The sequence below is a fragment of the Methylocystis sp. H62 genome, assembly GCF_015709515.1.
GTDB lineage: Bacteria > Pseudomonadota > Alphaproteobacteria > Rhizobiales > Beijerinckiaceae > Methylocystis.
In genome coordinates this window covers 1-16,303 of sequence record NZ_JADNQZ010000038.1, presented here as the reverse complement: position 1 = coordinate 16,303, position 16,303 = coordinate 1, and the positions used below count along the sequence as shown (strand labels likewise).

The following is a 16,303-nucleotide window of genomic DNA, read 5'->3' as shown; positions in this document are numbered from 1 at the left end:
AGGATCTCGCGTAAAGATGAAAGGCGCTCGGAAGCAATGACGCGCGAATTCATTGCGGCTGCGAAAGCAGAAGCGACATGAGGCAGATCGCCATTGATGGATGCGGCGTCGCAGGGCTAACCGCTGCGTCGCTGCTTTTTCAGCGGGGTATGCGCGTATCGTTGCGGGCGGAAAAGCGCGCGACGCCACATCCGATGATCGTCGCCGTCCCGCAGGATAGCCTGACATTGCTCCAAGAGATATGGCTCCTTCCGGAGTTGACACTCAACTTTGGTCGACGATTGGCGAGGCGACGCGTCGCCTGGGAGACTGAGACATTTGAATCGCTTGACGCCACGACGACGGTCTTCGATCCACGGGATCTTGCCGCTGCCTTGTTCGACGAACTGCCGCGCGGTGTGAAAGCGGCTCCGTCGCAAGGAGCCAACGAATTCGTGGTGATCGCGCGGGGACGCAGCGCTTCCGAAACAGAAACCGTAATCGCTGGCGCGCGGCAAGCTGTTGTCGGAAGGATGGACGAAGCCCGACTTTTCGATCGCGATGCGATCTCAATCGCAAGCACTTCCGTTGGCTGGCTGTTCGCGTCGCCGTCGCCTCATGGCGACGCGGCGGTAATGCTCGTGCGGCCAGGCGAGCGACAATGCCGCGACCAAGCGGAGGATCTCAACCACGCGACGCATCGGATTTTCGGCGCCGACGCTGCTGTTGAGTGCGTCGTGGGCTGCCAGCCGAACTTTACGTATCCGATTGGCGAAGGACGCCTGCGGATCGGGGATGCCACGGTTGCTATGGATCCCTTGCGCGGCGATGGCGTGGGCAACGCCGTTCGCAGCGCGCTCTTAGCTCAGGCTTGTATCGGCGCTGGACTGACGCCGCACGCTCTCGAGCATTTCGTGGCGCGTCAGGCGCTGCTGTTCGTTCGGCATGTCAAGCAGACGATCGACCATTATGCGCGGTGCCGGCATGCTTCGATCTGGCGCGGCGAAATCGAAATGATGCGTCAGGCGATCGGTCTGGTTGTGCCGCTCATTCGTCCGGCGGCGTTACGCTTCACTCTCTGCGGAAGAAATCTTGTCGCAAGCCATCCGAATGGCCGGTCTGAATCGCAAAAAGGGTCATCGCAGAAATCTTCCCAAAATCCTGAATCGGGCGGAGACGCGAAGCTGCGCAGCTAAGTCGGCTTTATGAGCGAGGCAAGCTGCACGGCATGGGTCGGATGACATTGATCACGGGCGGCGAACGACACCGGCGGTGGAGCGAGGAAGACCGGTCGCGGATTTTGGCGGCGATTTCTGAACCCGGTGCTGTTGTCGCCGATGTTGCGCGCCGCGAGGATATTTGCACGAGCCTCGTCTGCAAGTGGCGGCGCGCGGCGCGAGGGATCAGCGCATCGATGCGTGCGGATTTTCACCGGTGATCATCGAGGCCGCGCCGGCGGCGACGATGTCGCGGGAGACACCGGCACAAGACGCCGTGTGTGGCGTCATCGAGGTCGAACTGAAGGTATCCCTCCGGGGAGGCTTTCAATTACCCACATCTCCGGAGGGGCTTGCCCGATCTGAATCGGGCGTGATTCTGTCCGTGACGCCGAATCACTGGGGCGTCATGGATGCAGGTTGGATCAAAGACCGGTCAGGCCGGCTGGCAAGATGCCGAGATGGCCGCGGCGAGTATTCCGGATAAACGTCTGCAACGTCGTTTGCGACGGTTGTTGGAGCAACTTTCAGCCGCTCCTGGTAAGCCGGTTCCTGCGGCATGTGGCGATTGGGCTGCGACGAAGGCGGCCTATCGACTTTTCGATAAACCCCGCGTCACCGAGCATGGCGAGTTGTCGGGACACTTCGCCGCGACCGCGGCGCGATCCAAGGTTAATGAAGGTCCAATCCTGATTCTGCAGGACACGACCGAATTCATTTATAGCCGCGAGTCGCCTGGCAAAATTGGCTTCACGAAGACCATCAACGCCGGGCGCTACAAAGCCGGCCAACCCAATGCGCGGACATTATGCGGCGTTTTGATGCATTCGAGTCTAGCCGTCACTACCAGCGGGACGCCGCTCGGCTTGGCGGCGGTGAAGTTCTGGACACGCAGCAAGTTCAAAGGAACGGCCGCGATCAAGCGCCTCGTGAACCAAACGCGCGTACCGATAGAGACGAAGGAAAGCTATCGCTGGCTTGAGAATCTGCGCCAATCCATCGCGCTTATGGGTTCGCCCGAGCGCTGCGTGCACGTCGGCGATCGGGAAAGTGACATTTACGAACTCTTCTGCCTTGCACAGGATCTCGGAACGCGGTTCCTCGTGCGCGTTCAGACCAACCGGCTGGCCGAGCCACCGACAGAAGCTGCGCCGACGGATGCGGCCCATCGTGTCTTTTCCCAACTCGCTGCGATCCCGTGGTCTGGTCGTCACCAGGTCGCGATTGGCGGCGATGACGAAACTGCCCTTTTGCAGATCAAATTTGCCTCGGTGAAGACATTGCCGCCCATCGGCAAACAAAAGCGATACGCGCCACAAACCCTTTTCTACATTCACGCCCTGGAAGCCTGGAAGTCGATCCGCCTTCGGATCGCGACCCGATCGACTGGAGGCTCCTGACCAATTTGCCTGTCGACGATCTCGCTGCCGCCGTCGAAAAGCTCGACTGGTATGCAATGCGCTGGAAAATCGAGGTGTTCCACAAGGTCATGAAACTGGTTGCCGCGCCGAAGATGCGAAGTTGCAGACTGCCGAACGGCTGGTGAAGTTGCTCGCCCTCATCACAGTCGTCAGCTGGCGCATCTTTTGGATCACCATGTCTGCGCGGGCTCAACCCCTCGCGAAACCCGAGACTGTCCTCACGCCCGCCGAGATTGAAACACTCGACCGCATCGATGCGGCGCGCTCCAGACCGCGCATCATGCGCCGAACGGTCGCAACCTACTTGTTACAGATCGCCATGCTCGGCGGCTATCTCGCTCGCACGCGCGATCCTCCCCCAGGGAACATGGTTGTCTGGCGTGGCCTGACCAAATTGCAAGATATCGCTTTCGGCATCGCTATCGGTTCAACACGCAGATGTGGGTAATTGAAAGCGGTGCCGAATGGCTACATTTAGAGGTCCAGTCGATCACCACAAACATGTAGAGCTTCCCTTCGACCGTGCGGACTTCGGCGATGTCGATATGGAAATAGCCAATCGGGTAGGTCTTGAACTTCCGCTTGGCGGAGACCTCGCGCTCGACGTTCGGCAACCGTGAGATGCCGTGGCGCTGAAGGCAACGGTGCAAGGACGATCGCGTCAGGCGCGGGATCGTCGCTTGTAGCGCGTGAAGGCAGTCGTCCAGGGGTAGCAGCGTGTGACGGCGCAAGGCGACACTGATCGCCTCCTCTTCGCGCCAACTGACCTGCCATTTGACGTTGGCCAACGCCGCTTCAGCGGAGGCCGGCGTTGATCAGGGATTTGGGTTGCGGCGTTTCCCTGCTTTTGCGACAGGTAAAACTAGGACCTTGACAGATTGGTCGTGAAGGAAGATTTTAAGAAAATTTTTCGAATTGAGGCAGATCGAAAGTAAAGTGGCCCGATTGAGGCCTTGGACGTTGTCAGTTTGGGAAATCGACTGCGTCAATTGTTTAGGAGATGATTATGGTCAGCCGCAGAACGGCAGCTAAATCAGTCCAAGATGCAGTCAACGCTCTCGCCCTTTAATCGCGAGCACGAGGTGAGCGCAGTCAACGGAAGCGAATGACCGCTAACTGCAAAACGCTATAGCTCTTCCGAATTTGCGAGATCAGGACTTCACACAAGGACAGTTTCATTATCCGACTGCCGCTTCAGCTCGGATTAGAGCAAGGCAAATGGAGTTAACCTTTATTCTTTGGAATCCCATGCGCTACCAACCGGCATTCAATAGAAGGTTTTTTAAGCGACGAGATCCCGTCGAGCGATCACCTATACCGTGGGACGCATCGTCTCCAACAAGAGGATCGATGAGCGAGGTCACGCTTGATCCCGCGACCAGGCCGTTTTCTTGCTCATCGCTGCGGTGCAAATCGAGCAGTCGCTAATGGTACGGTATCTCTTCGCCGCTTACTCGCTTGACCCCTCAACGGCGAGTTATCTCGACGAAGGCCGCCTTCGGGCAGAGCGCCCGCGCGCATGGGTGAACCTGTTCAATCTCCGATGTCGCCTACTGCTCGGCTATCTGTTACACGGCTTGCACTTGCCGGGCTTCACGAGGAGACCGTTGGATCGGCGAGCGATCGGGATGGCAGGTCATCCTAAGTAGAGTTCGAGAGTTTGACATCACAAAGCATAGCAATTTTGTAGCAAAACAAAGCGGCCGACCAGATTTCTCGCGAATGGAGCCTACCCGTTGACTGAAATCGTCCTAAGCAATGCGGAGGTCACGGGTCGTCCATCGGAGTGTAAAGCCGGAGGGAGGCGCCTTCGGCATGCCGCGGTATCGGCCATGCCTTCAACACGACCACCTACCATCGGCGCACCGAATTTCGAAGTCGACGTCCGAAACCTCTTCCTAGCGTTCGATCGCGACTCAGTGATCGGGTGGTTCGATATGCACAGCTGCGACGATTCAAAGGCAAACGCGGTCTCATTCTGAGCCGGCTGTAGGGCGGCACGATGCCGTGCACCGGTAGCTGGCCTACGTAGGAGATCACAACATTTCGCACGTTTTATCGAAGGTGCTTCGAAGCCAATCAACGGCATGAAGAAGGAACGTAGCGTGCAAACTAAATGAGATTGTTGCTGTTCGCATCGAGACGGAGGGAATTGAGATGGATGAAGAGATTGTCGGCCGTGGTTCGTTCGTCGGCGCCTCTGGTCACACGATGTCCGGCGGATTCATGATCAGGCAAGGATCGAAGGAAGCGCTGCTCGAAGTATCAAGCAATTTCTTCTTCGACGGGGCTCCCGCCCCGTGGTGGGCGTTCGGACGGAAGGACGAGTTCGATCGTGACACCCTGTTTGCGAAGCTGGAGCACGAAACGGGCGCACAGAGAGCGACGATCCCCGCGTCGATCCGGATTGCTGATTTCGACACCGTCATCTTGTGGTGCCGCGCGGCAGATGTGCTGCTCGGAACGGGAGCCATCGAGCGGGTGTGACGGCACTGTGCCCGCCGCCGACCAGCGAGGCGGGCTCGAATTTCGGTTTTTCCGAGAAGAAGGCAAGAACCATGGAAGACGGATTCGAGGGATACAAGTGGCGGCCGACGAACGCACCGGTGGCGAGCAGACGCACCGACGATATTTGGTTCCACAACGAACTGGTCGGATGGGCCGTCAACAGCAATGGCAACATCATCAAGACGTCGGATGGCGGCAAGAGCTGGGTTACTCAGGCGCATTTCGAAGAGACTTACCTTCGCTGCATCGGCTTTGCCGACGAGAAGATTGGGTGGGTCGGAACGTTCAACCCGAACATGCGTCTCATCAGCACGCAAGACGGCGGCGAGACTTGGCGCAATGTAGAGAACCTGCCAGCGGGTGCGCCGATCTGGATTTGTGGCCTCTGTGTCGTAAATGCATCGACCGTCTACGTTGCCGGTACAAATGATCAGACTAACCAGGCGGCAATCCTGAAAACAACAAACGGGGGCGAGTCTTGGATCCAGATCGACATGGATGAGCATGCCGCCACCCTCGTCGACATCTACTTCAAGAGCGACAGCGAGGGATGGGTGGTCGGTGGCGTCAACACGGTCAAGCACCCCAATCGGCGGGCGGAGAGGGGTGACCTCGTTCCGGCCATCTTCAGGACGATCGACGGGGGCAAGACCTGGGTAAACAAAACGGCCGGACCCCAGTATGTGCATGAGCGCCGGGGGATATTTCCGCAGGGCGAATGGTGTTGGAAGATCCAGGTGATCGACGATCAGACAATCGTCGTATCGAACCAAAATTATCGCGACGGCGCTATCCTTCGCTCTGACGATGGCGGAGAAACGTGGAAACGGTTGCGGCTCAACGACAAACAGCGCAACTCCAATCTGGAGGGCGTCGGGTTCTTGGACAGCCGGCGAGGTTGGGTGGGCGGATGGGGTGACCTTGCGTACCGAGGCGGCTTCACGAGCTTGACTACCGATGGCGGAGAGAACTGGTCCGAGGCCAACGAAGTAGGGTTTCGCCTCAACCGGTTTCGGCTCGTGGGCACGCCGACGCGGGTCGTCTATGCCTCGGGCGACACCGTCTACAAGTACACCGATGAGCCGCTGGAGGAGGCAGCTCGCATGCGCGCGGCTGCCGATGCCGCAGAACGGACGCTTGTTGGATGGGACAAAGTCGAGATCCCGGTCCAGGTCCCTGTAAGCACGGAACGTTTTTCGGCCCGGATCTGGGACCGATCCGGAGCGTTCGTCACGCTCCTTGCTGACGAGCGCATGACGGAGCACGGCGCGCGCACGCTGGTGTGGGACTTCGACGACGAGCGCGGTCAGACGACGCCCGCTGGGGCGTATCTGCTTCGAGTAACCTTCGATAACCGTTCAGAAAGTTACCTGATCGTCAGGCGGCAGTGACCTTGGAGCTATAACAGTCAGAGACGGAGCTGTATGTGGCAAAGTCGCGTTTCCCGACCCGTCGCTACCCTTACCGGCGCTCGGGGCCCCAACTCGATTCCGATGCAATTGAGGCCAGTCCGACGATTGCCTTGGAGGAGGGCGCGCGGAGGTTGGTACTGGGCCTGGACCCTGAGCCAACCGGCCGGCTACTGAGCAACGAGGACCTGAGCGCGTTGCTCGATCCGTTCGCACTCGCCGTTTTGTCGCAGGCATCGCCGCCACTCTCACTCAACGGGTTGCTGTCCGCAGTCAATCAGGCAACCGGCGAAGACTCGCTCCCAGAACAGCAAGTCTTCGTCGTTGCGGAGGGCGGTCAGATAGCATGGTCGGAGCAGACCAAGGCCCTTGATCGTGGACTACGTGTAGTCGTCGTTCGTTCACGCGGCGGCGATGCGCGTCTTCTCGTCAGCACCACCTACCCTTTCGACGGCGAGGGCGACGCCGTATTTCTGCAGGTCGCGGGTTGGGATCAGGCCAACGGAATATTCAACTTCTATGAGCGCCGTCATGGCCGTTGGTTCTGGGCCGGCAACTCATGGCATGCGCTGAGTGAGCCAACGCGAGGGCGCGGACCGTTCGACAGCCACGTCAACGGCGCGCTGGTGATGAAGGAGCTGAGGCTTCCCTGGCTACACTGGCATTCCATGAGCCAATCCATCTCACTCGAGGTGTTCAATCCCGGCAATCCGATTTCGCATGCGCCACTTTTGCGCTCCATCGTCGGTGCTGAGTCGCTCGAGCGCGGCGTGATCGTCCCTGCGGTAGAACGATGGACGAGGCGGCGATTCGACGGCATGCTGTCCGACGCGCGTGAACTGAAGCACGTCCAAGCGGCGATGCGGCAGGTCCTCACTACAACAACCGTCAACATCTATTCATCCCCTGAACTGCTCTCGGTCAAGGGGGACGAAGACCGCTTCGCGATCCCAATGGACTTTCTTCTCGATCGGGAAGCTCTGTTCGGTGAGCTCGATGTCGTGCCGGATTCCGGAGTTGTTTACATTTCGGCCGGCCGCTATCGCGAGGCGCTGCTACGATACTCAATTACTCTTCGCGACTCGACACAAGGGTTTGCACAGGACGGCGACCTGCCGTTCCCGTTTGCAGTACCGGGTCGCGCCTTCGAAGACACCGTCGTGCTCCGGGAGCTGATCCAGCGTGAATTGATATCGCGCAAGTTCGCGGCGGCGCTGTTGATGATCGACTTTTCCAATCCCACCAGTTCGCCCATGCGTGCCGCGCTCATGCGGTTTGTGCCTGACGTGGTCGACCTTACGCATTACGTCAACTACCCGATCGAGATGATCATGCTAAGTGCAATGCGCGAGGCGGCACCGTTCGAGGAGCCAGGTTCGGCCGCCCGATTGCTACTTGCAGATCTGGAACTCGATGATTGGAGATCTACTTTCTCGCAGCGTCTCACTGCCTATCTGCGCTGCGTGCAGGCGCGCATCGACACTGCCGCTGGCGTCGACGACTATTTCAAACTGCTCGATGCGCGCCGCCGCGCATTTCGCGATCGGCCGATTGCTGAATTCGATCTCTCTTTGCCGTCGAGCAACATCCCGGCAAGCGAACCCGACCTCATCATGCTTCCCGATGGTTCTGTCGTTGCACGCGATCCGTACGCAGGAGTATAGTCCAATGACGCTCGTTCGCTTTGATCCGCCTGGTTTTGTCGATGACTTGGATGACCAAGGCAGGAATGCCTGGCACGAATTTATATCATTCAACATGGATCGTGCGCGCGAGGGGAGGCCAGCTCAGTTTGAGTTCGATGGTCCGCGCGAGCAGTTCGTCAACGGCGCGGCGACCGAACTTGCAGCCGACGCCGTGGAAGCGGATATCGACTGGACTGGATTTCCGCGCAATCTCGAGATCTCATCGATAAGCGATGTTCAGCGCTGGCGGCGAGCAGATGCCAGTCGCGACGTCCAGGACGAGTACTGCGAGTGGGCTGTCGAGCGCGAGCCAAGCGGCAAGATAACGAGCATCACCTTCACTTGCGAGGGGCCGGAGTACTGGAACTTTCTTGCGTCGACTGTTCCGCACAAAGTCGTGGACCTCTACCGGCAGCACGTCTCCGAGAATGTAAAGCATTCGGATATCTTTACCCCCGATGGCGTTTACAATCCTCGAAATCGTTGGAACAATTCGACCGAAGGCAGCGCCATGCATCTGATACAGGTCAACAATACTTTGGGTGCAGAAATCGAGCTGGCCGGCGGGGCCAGCGTGCGCCGCGTTATCGACGGCCGCGAGTTGACGGGGGAGCAGGAGCTGATCCTTTGCGGTGGTTATGGTGATCCCCAGCGTCATAGCGATCCGCACATCGGCGCCGCCACGAACGCGTTCTCTCGTCGTCGCGCGTTCCTGACACTCGCGAATCCGGTCGGAATCTACTTTGCTGGCCTGAACACACAAAGCTGGCAGACGCCAGACGGCACCAACCCCGCCGGATTCTGGAACATCGTGCGCGGCACAGAGGCGAAGCCTGTGCGGGTGACCCTCAGGGTGCCGGCTGAGCTCGGGTACACGGTCGGGGACATCACGATAAGCGGCAGAAAAATAGAATTTGGCGGGCAGGTCGCCGATCATATCAAAATGAAATTGACGGCGGTTGCCAGCGGCTTTGGCACTGCCAACGCCGCGCCAATGACAGCGTGCCGGAAGCGCCGGCCACAGCAGCCATCTTTCGATGCCGCCGTCGAGGCATTCAGCACTGGCATGGCCCGAATCGGTGCCTTTCAGAGACACAGGTGATGATGGAAACCAATGGTGGATCCGAAGCGGTGCATCCAGCCGCCCGGGTCAGTGTTCAGATCGAGCTTCTCCCCTCGTCACTCCGAGGCCAGGGATCGGCCGTGGAGCTGCCCGTCGGTGTGCGTACGCTCTCGAACGGGATTGCGGCGACGGGTCTTACCGGCCGGCCGCTGCAGATCGCCCCCGGCCAGTATCTCGCTGCCATCGAACTGCCGGACGGGTCAACCCATGTTGAGCAGATCGAGATCACCTCCAGTACGCAAACCATCACCCTACAGCCGAGCGACGCTGTTCCCGCCGACGAGGCCGTGCGCGACCCCATAGAAGAGTCTGGCATGGGGCCAAGGCCAGATATTCGCCCTGTCTTTCGCCGGGAAATTAGCTCCACGTCCCTCGAGGATGTGACGGCCGAGTTCGCACGCCAGTACCATGAGTTTCGCACCTCCGAACCAAGGCTCTCGGACGGCGATTTGCCAGCGGCAATGCGAGAGATCAGGGCCGAGGAAGTCATCGCCTCGACCGTGGGCGAGTTCAGGCGTTCCGATCGGCATTGGAAGCTGTCAGACAAAGGCGAAGGCCTCGCATCTGTGACGATCCCTGGAGAAGACCGCGAAGGTCGGTTTGCGCTTTTTGAGCGCTCCAGACCTGAGGGCACGGTGCAAAGGCTCGCGGTCGCCGTTCCGGCGGCAGTCACGTGGGATGTAGATCTCGTAGTTGCGAATGAGCCTCAGCTGCGGATCATCCCGATTCTTGAGAACGGTCGGGCCAATACTCTGCTGAGTTACATGGCACAGCAATCGTACGCGCACATTGCGGCCTATGCTGACGCGCAACCGGAGAGCAATTTCACGGAGCTGCTGTACTCGAAGCGATCCGACCCAATTGGGGCCGCTATCGGCGGGTATGGCCTCCTTTCGCTCAATCGGTATTCGCCCCTGGAGGCTTGGTCGGAGAACCTCACCCGGGTGGCGCCATGGCTGCCGGATGGCTACGCGATCCATGGCGAGACGCAGGCGCGTCTCGCCAATCATCAGAAGGCAGCGGATTACTTTCACAAGATGATCCGGGTCGGGCTGCCAACCTTCTTCGTCGGTCTTTCCTACGCTGAAACGCGAATTCGGCTTTACATCCAACATGAGCTACCAAGCAAACGAGCCAGTGAAGAGATGGAGGCGTGGCTCAAGGCCGTATCCGCCAACGTGCTCTCGCGCCTGAAGCTTGGCGAGGTACTGACGACAGTCATCGATCCGGAGCTCGACCGACCATGACGATCGAAGGTACGGCAATTTTCGAACGTCCGACGATATGCCAGGGCGGCGTGCTCCGCGTCAGCCTGCTCAAAGTTGACCGTATCGACGCACCCTCAACGACGTTGGCCGGTGTGGCCATACCGGCCGACAGTGATGCCCCGATCTCCGAGATCAGTTTCGGCATTGAAATCGACGACGTACTTCCAGAGCGCGCACGATACGGTCTCGCGGCGCATCTCGATCTTGATGCCGACGGGAGCGTGACCCGCGGCGACCTGGTAACGGTCGAATCTTGCCCATGGCGGCCGGGGCAAGCGGAGCCGATTCGGCTTCGCCTTCGACTCGTGAGTTGAAGCGGAGAACGGCACAACTATTGTAGAGGAGAGAAAACAATGACAAACATTATCGAAGATGTCGATGGCATGCGCTCGTCCACTGCCGTAAAGGATGGCTGGATACGCGGCGTCGAAAAGAAGCTCATCCAGGTCAAGTATGTCGAGATTGACGGCTTCGCCCGGTGCGAGGGCTGTATCGTGCTCGGGACAGCCGCCGAGATGACCGTTCTTGGAAAGCTAATCCACGAGAACCCCGGCCTCGCGGAGAGCCAGGAGTTCGAGGCGTTCGGCGTGGGAATCAGCGGCCAGTTCTTCCGATGGAAGGACGGGGTCGTGCCCTATCGCATTCGCAACGACCTGCCGTCGAAAGAGCGCGTGCGCGATGCCATTGCGCATTGGACGGAGCGGACAAAGCTGAAGTTCGTCGAGCGCACGGCTCTCAATGCTACCGAGTTCCCGGATTTCATCTCATTCGTCCCGGATGTCGGCTGTGCGGCGCAGGTCGGGCGGCAGGGTGGCGAGCAGTTCGTATGGCTGGGCAGCGGCTGTAGCACTGGCAATTGCATCCATGAGATCGGCCATGCTGTCGGGCTTTGGCATGAGCAGAGCCGCGAGGACCGCGACGGTTTCGTCACCGTCCACTTCGAAAACATCATCGACGGCATGGCTCACAACTTCGATCAGCACATTGCCGACGGTGACGACCTCAACGACTACGACTATGGCTCGATCATGCACTACCCACGCAACGCCTTCTCAAAGAACGGCCTTGAAACTATATCGCCGAGGAACAACGAGGACGTTGGCCAGCGGATCAGATTGAGCGATGGCGATGTCGCGGCGGTTCATGCGATGTACGGCCTTTGAGCTAGAAGGCTTCGGGTCAGTGCGTGGGGCACGGGTGATGCCAAATCTTGCGGTCAATAATCTTGACAACCTTGCCGGCATTGCGGGCGTGCACGCATTCATCGTCGGCATAAGCGACTACAATCATCTCCCAGGCGACAACGATCCAGCGAGACCGGCAACCTTCAATCTTCGCAAACTCACGTCGCCGGCGACCAGCGCCTACAAGTTCTACGAGTGGGTGCGAGCCAGTGATGGCCGGCTCCGTCGGCCGCTCGCTACGTGTCACCTACTTCTTGCGCCATCGCCGAGTGAGTTGGCCGCGACCCCCGACATGGCGAACTTTGTCGGTGCGACGACGAACGACTTCGTTCGCGAAGCGAGGCAATGGCGACGGTTGTGCGGCGACAACGTCGACTCACAGGCCATTTTCTATTTCTGTGGTCACGGCGTTCAAGTTCATGACCAGGACGCCGTGTTGCTCCTGCAGGATTTCGGCGATCCCAATTCCGCGCTCGAAAATTCTTGCGTACGCTTCAGCAATATCTTCGAGGGCATGGCGCCGCATCTGCTGCAAGGGGGGGGGGAGGATTTTAGGGACATGGCACGTGAGCAGATCTATTTTGTCGACGCGTGCAGAGAGAAACCGGAGCAGCTCGCCGGGTTGCGGTCGTTTCAGGGTATCTCGGCATTCTCAAGTGTTCTCCCCGATGAGGACACGCGCGATGCGCCGGTATTCTTCAGCACGATTCCAGGTGAGCAAGCATTCGGTGCCACTGGCCAGATCTCGATTTTCACGAGCGCCCTGCTGGAAGCGCTCGGTAAGGCCTGTGACGCTTCTATCGAGGACGAGAACGGCGATCCGCAATGGCCCGTCAACGCCCGCTTTCTGCATAAGGTATTGAAGTATCTGTTGGCTCGCCGGACCAACGGCCCACCGCAGAGGATTGCAAACCTGCAAGGCCTTGTTGGCGATCCGACATTGCACTATTTGCCAGATGCGCCGCAGATCGAAACCGAGGTGAGCATTGTTCCCGATCACGGTTCAGATGCTACTGCTATTGAGATTCGGACCGCATTGAACGACCTAGTAGTTTGGTCAACCAACAACCAGCCCCGACCGGCGCATCCGTTCAAACTCAGCATGCGCCTTGACGCCTATCGCATCGAAGCGAAACATCCTGGGCTCGGGACATTCCGCTCAATTTGGCTTCCAGCTGCGGACGAGCACCGCTCGAGAATGAGCGTCAGATTGCGCCCGTCGCCCGGGGTGTAGTAGTCACGATACTCGGCCACCACCCTTTTCCTTGCACGAGTGAATGATGCCGACTCCGACGAAGGCGCCCGGGTATAACGGGATAATGCCGCCCCCATAACGGAATGATGTCACATCAACAAGGGAGTCGGCTTTTGTCGCCTCCATCCGAGCGGACGCTCCCCGAGCCCAGTGCCCGATATGCCCACTACATATATGCATCTTCAGTCCCCAGCCCTCAGGGAGCCGAAGAAATGTTCCTATCCGGTCGTTCCAGATCCTCGCTTGCGCTGCGGACAGTTGTCGATAGAAAATACCATTTGTCATAAGGGTCAGACGGCGCCAGACTTGCGCACAAAGCACCGGAGCTAACAATTTCCGGTTTGTGACTTTGCGTCTCTAATACTCCGAATTTTTTGCGGTACACTGCGCCTGTCTTTTTCGTCGATCCCAAGCGAAAGGACAAGTGACCGCAGCCTGAGGGGTTTGCTTAGAGCATTATGGAGGTTGCTCATGAGTAATACTAACGGTGATACTAATCGCGTTTGGCAAGTCGATGGCGACGCCGTCGTCGGCGTAGGCAGCTTTCACAAGACCCTGCCCCACAATAAGTTTGGAGAAGTCGACAGAGACGCGTTTGCCGAACTGGTTTCGGCGACACGAGGTAATGGCGGCGGTTTTGCCCAAATACCTCTGGGCGCACCTCGTTTGCCAACGAAGCCTGCGACGCAGCTGACCAATCCGCAGGCGGGATTGTCAACCGATCGCTTGACACATAGCCCCGCCCTCTACGTCATGCCGCCCGCGCCGCGTGTGAATTCGAATACCATCGCTGCGGAAATGACTGAACTATATTGGATGGCTGCGCTTCGCGATGTCGATTGGTGTGGTGTTACGGATGCGACGACAATTGAGTCCAACTCGACGCTTACGGTGGGAGAGGCAGTTAAAGAGATAAACAAGTCAATAAAGACCGCGCTCGGTTCGGGAAACAGCGCGCCAATACCAAAAGGCGAGGACGGCTCTACCGACCATTTTCTGCTAGGGATCGATCTACCCGGCTCTAGTTCGAGCTTTACAGATTTTTCCGCGCAAACCCTATTTCGCCTTGGTTTTCCCGGAGATGATGTTGGGCCTATGGTCAGTCAATTCTTTTTGCGGCCGGCGTCTTTTGGGACTCAGACGATTGATCAGCGCCAACGTCCATACAAGAAAGGAGTCAACTACCTAACCGAATTCCCTGATTGGCTCGCTGCGCAAGACAGCGGCATGGATGCGGCCGGTCAGTCTTATAGTAAGGCCAACGAAGACGGCATAACGCGGTTTGATAGCCCCGAACGTTTCATCGCCACGCTGCGCGATCTCGCTCGCTTCGTTAACAAGGATGCTCTGCATCAGGCCTACTTTAACGCCGCGCTGATCTTGCTTTCCGGCGGAGCCAAATGGTCGCCGGGAAACCCCTATCACGATTTAGGAAATGGTGTTGTTCAGGGCGCGTTGTCAAGCCGAGAAGCCGGTTTCGGCGTACTCGGCGGTCCGCACCTGCTCGCTCTGGTGTCCGAAGTTGCCACTAGAGCGCTGAAGGTTGTCTGGCAGCAAAAGTGGCAGCAGCACCTGCGCCTTCGACCCGAATCTTATGGCGGATTGGCGCATGTACAATTCAATGGCGTGAAGGTGGGGAGCGGTCCGGTTAAGAAACGAGCCTACGGCCTGCCTGATTGGGTATCGACGACAAAGATCGCCAAATACTGGAATGCAAAAAATAAAACGCTTCTCCTGCCAATGGCGTATACGCCAGGGAGCCCAACTCACCCTGCCTACGGAGCGGGCCATGCTACGGTTGCAGGCAGTTGTGTAACAATACTCAAAGCCTACTTTGAGACTTTCACGACAGATACAATGGGCATTGATCATATCATACCGTTCAGCCAGCTGGTTGAGCGTCACGAACCGTTCGATCCGCCAAACCCGATTGCTGCGCATTGTACCGATCTGTCGACCAGTCCGATCGAAACCTGCTCGTCAGCTGAAAAGGTGGATAATCGTATTCCGTACAAGGATTCTGCGAAGAAGCTTACTATAGAAGGAGAGCTGAATAAGCTTGCGCAGAACGTGGCGATGGGCAGATCAATGGGTGGAGTCCACTGGCGCACCGACAACACGCGCAGTCTTATGCTGGGCGAAGCGCTCGCTGCTGAGATACTAGCGGGTATTACAAATGACGCAAATGAAAGGCCGTTCTTTGCATTTCGAACTTTCCAGCGCCGAGCTGACGGCCAGCCAAAAAAAGTGCTCATTGAGGGCGGGCGCATCTTTGTCGACGGCGTAGAACGCGTGATACCTACCAGCTTTCTCTAAGTAGGACCTGGGAAAGGCTTCGAGCTAGGCTCGCTTGTAACTCGAAGCCGCCTTCTGTCGCTACTAGTATCCGTTATGCGAGGGGTGCCTTCGGCTCCGGGATGGTTATCGCGCAAGAGGGCGTTCGCAACTACGACGAGCTTGCCAATGACGGCGGTGATGGCGACTGGACTTTCCGGGTAAGCATCCGGCGCGTGGTCCGCAGGGGATGATACCGTCCTCGGTGTCCATTCCAAGAGCGAAATCGTGAAGGGGGTCGACGCTCTCACCAAGACGTGCGGCGACGCCAACGCGGGGTCGCGATCGACTCGCGCCGCCAGGCTAGACGCCACCGGGAAGCGCTCCACTGATATCCCCCATTTGGTCCGCTGATATCTTGCACGATGCCGGAAGTTGAAAAGGCTCTTTACGTTTTCAAAGGGCTCGGAGATTTGTAAGCGCTTAGCCGCCCCCCTTCTGCCGAAAATTTTCTGATCATGCGAAGAAGCCTCTGCTTTTTAGGGTGGCTGTATGACCAGAGACGTCAAAATGGACGCCCAAATGGGCGTCTCTAAGGAAGGCTACGCGGGACGGATTGAGGTGGTTGCCGGCCCCACGGGCCGTCGGCGACGCTCTGAGGCGGAGAAAGCTCGGATCGCCGCCGAGAGTTTGACGCCGGACGCCATCGTGGCCGATATCGCTCGCCGATACGGAGCGACGCGCTGGCAGATCTACGATTGGCGCCGGCGCTTTCGGCGTGGTCTTTTGGCCGCGCCGAAAGAAGATGTCGCGTCGCCTGCGTTCGTTCAGCTAACCGTCGACGATGATCTACAACGAACGCCGCACGCCGATATCGTCGAGGTGGCGATTGGCGACATCTTGATCCGTGTGGGACGAGACGTGGGCGAGGCGCATCTGGCGCGGATTTTCCGCGCGGCGCGCGCCGCGTCATGATCGGG

14 protein-coding genes and 1 pseudogene are annotated in these 16,303 nt (G+C 58.5%); 14 read left to right on the top strand and 1 reads right to left on the bottom strand.

All coding sequences use genetic code 11. The features are described from left to right. Positions 1-77 precede the first annotated feature (77 nt). The 4 genes from IYY11_RS02555 (at position 78) to IYY11_RS22705 (ending at position 3,065) form a co-directional block, all read left to right on the top strand. Entirely contained in the window at positions 78-1,175 is a 1,098-nt protein-coding gene (locus IYY11_RS02555) for a hypothetical protein (RefSeq protein WP_196402609.1), read from the top strand. Between the two features lie 32 nt (positions 1,176-1,207). Continuing rightward, on the top strand, positions 1,208-1,417 hold the full coding sequence (locus IYY11_RS23615; RefSeq protein ID WP_409455212.1) for a transposase: 210 nt from the start codon (positions 1,208-1,210) through the stop codon (positions 1,415-1,417). Between the two features lie 192 nt (positions 1,418-1,609). Further along, complete coding sequence (locus IYY11_RS02545; protein ID WP_246719580.1) at positions 1,610-2,596, top strand: transposase DNA-binding-containing protein; 987 nt, start codon at positions 1,610-1,612, stop codon at positions 2,594-2,596. A gap of 148 nt (positions 2,597-2,744) precedes the next feature. Beyond that, positions 2,745-3,065, top strand: a complete 321-nt coding sequence (locus IYY11_RS22705) for a hypothetical protein (protein WP_246719579.1) — start codon at positions 2,745-2,747, stop codon at positions 3,063-3,065. Between the two features lie 25 nt (positions 3,066-3,090). Here the strand turns inward: IYY11_RS22705 and IYY11_RS02540 are convergent. Then, a pseudogene (locus IYY11_RS02540) lies at positions 3,091-3,372 on the bottom strand (IS481 family transposase); the annotation flags it as partial. 1,402 nt (positions 3,373-4,774) lie between these two features. On the opposite strand from IYY11_RS02540, the gene IYY11_RS02535 reads away from it, so the two are divergent. The 10 genes from IYY11_RS02535 to IYY11_RS02490 all read left to right on the top strand — a co-directional run bounded on the left by IYY11_RS02535 (position 4,775) and on the right by IYY11_RS02490 (position 16,298). Further along, positions 4,775-5,104 carry a DM13 domain-containing protein gene (locus IYY11_RS02535; RefSeq protein ID WP_196402607.1) on the top strand — a complete coding sequence of 110 codons (330 nt, stop codon included), beginning with the start codon at positions 4,775-4,777 and terminating at the stop codon, positions 5,102-5,104. Next, complete coding sequence (locus tag IYY11_RS02530) at positions 5,101-6,516, top strand: YCF48-related protein (RefSeq protein ID WP_196402606.1); 1,416 nt, start codon at positions 5,101-5,103, stop codon at positions 6,514-6,516. The genes IYY11_RS02535 and IYY11_RS02530 overlap by 4 nt, the downstream gene beginning before the upstream one ends. Before the next feature lie 35 nt (positions 6,517-6,551). Further along, positions 6,552-8,198, top strand: coding sequence for a hypothetical protein (locus IYY11_RS02525; RefSeq protein ID WP_196402605.1), 1,647 nt, complete (start codon positions 6,552-6,554; stop codon positions 8,196-8,198). Positions 8,199-8,202: 4 nt separating this feature from the next. After that, a complete protein-coding gene (locus IYY11_RS02520; protein ID WP_196402604.1) occupies positions 8,203-9,321 on the top strand; it encodes a hypothetical protein in 1,119 nt (372 codons plus the stop codon). Then, a complete protein-coding gene (locus tag IYY11_RS02515) occupies positions 9,321-10,589 on the top strand; it encodes a hypothetical protein (protein ID WP_196402603.1) in 1,269 nt (422 codons plus the stop codon). The genes IYY11_RS02520 and IYY11_RS02515 overlap by 1 nt, the downstream gene beginning before the upstream one ends. Continuing rightward, positions 10,586-10,924 carry a hypothetical protein gene (locus IYY11_RS02510; RefSeq protein WP_196402602.1) on the top strand — a complete coding sequence of 113 codons (339 nt, stop codon included), beginning with the start codon at positions 10,586-10,588 and terminating at the stop codon, positions 10,922-10,924. The genes IYY11_RS02515 and IYY11_RS02510 overlap by 4 nt, the downstream gene beginning before the upstream one ends. 39 nt (positions 10,925-10,963) lie before the next feature. Continuing rightward, positions 10,964-11,773, top strand: a complete 810-nt coding sequence (legP, locus tag IYY11_RS02505) for a Dot/Icm T4SS effector Zinc-dependent metalloprotease LegP (RefSeq protein ID WP_196402601.1) — start codon at positions 10,964-10,966, stop codon at positions 11,771-11,773. A gap of 37 nt (positions 11,774-11,810) precedes the next feature. Further along, positions 11,811-13,028 (top strand): caspase family protein, encoded by a 1,218-nt coding sequence (locus IYY11_RS02500; protein WP_196402600.1) that lies wholly within the window; start codon positions 11,811-11,813, stop codon positions 13,026-13,028. A 492-nt stretch (positions 13,029-13,520) separates the two neighbouring features. Then, entirely contained in the window at positions 13,521-15,365 is a 1,845-nt protein-coding gene (locus IYY11_RS02495; RefSeq protein WP_196402599.1) for a vanadium-dependent haloperoxidase, read from the top strand. Positions 15,366-15,875: 510 nt separating this feature from the next. Further along, on the top strand, positions 15,876-16,298 hold the full coding sequence (locus IYY11_RS02490; protein WP_196402308.1) for a transposase: 423 nt from the start codon (positions 15,876-15,878) through the stop codon (positions 16,296-16,298). Positions 16,299-16,303 lie beyond the last annotated feature (5 nt).

Coding starts and splice junctions, on each gene's coding strand:
- IYY11_RS02555 (WP_196402609.1), top strand. CDS start 78: ATGAGGCAGATCGCCATTGATGGATGCGGCGTCGCAGGGCTAACCGCT.
- IYY11_RS23615 (WP_409455212.1), top strand. CDS start 1,208: ATGGGTCGGATGACATTGATCACGGGCGGCGAACGACACCGGCGGTGG.
- IYY11_RS02545 (WP_246719580.1), top strand. CDS start 1,610: ATGCAGGTTGGATCAAAGACCGGTCAGGCCGGCTGGCAAGATGCCGAG.
- IYY11_RS02535 (WP_196402607.1), top strand. CDS start 4,775: ATGGATGAAGAGATTGTCGGCCGTGGTTCGTTCGTCGGCGCCTCTGGT.
- IYY11_RS02520 (WP_196402604.1), top strand. CDS start 8,203: ATGACGCTCGTTCGCTTTGATCCGCCTGGTTTTGTCGATGACTTGGAT.
- IYY11_RS02515 (WP_196402603.1), top strand. CDS start 9,321: ATGATGGAAACCAATGGTGGATCCGAAGCGGTGCATCCAGCCGCCCGG.
- IYY11_RS02510 (WP_196402602.1), top strand. CDS start 10,586: ATGACGATCGAAGGTACGGCAATTTTCGAACGTCCGACGATATGCCAG.
- legP (WP_196402601.1), top strand. CDS start 10,964: ATGACAAACATTATCGAAGATGTCGATGGCATGCGCTCGTCCACTGCC.
- IYY11_RS02500 (WP_196402600.1), top strand. CDS start 11,811: ATGCCAAATCTTGCGGTCAATAATCTTGACAACCTTGCCGGCATTGCG.
- IYY11_RS02495 (WP_196402599.1), top strand. CDS start 13,521: ATGAGTAATACTAACGGTGATACTAATCGCGTTTGGCAAGTCGATGGC.
- IYY11_RS02490 (WP_196402308.1), top strand. CDS start 15,876: ATGACCAGAGACGTCAAAATGGACGCCCAAATGGGCGTCTCTAAGGAA.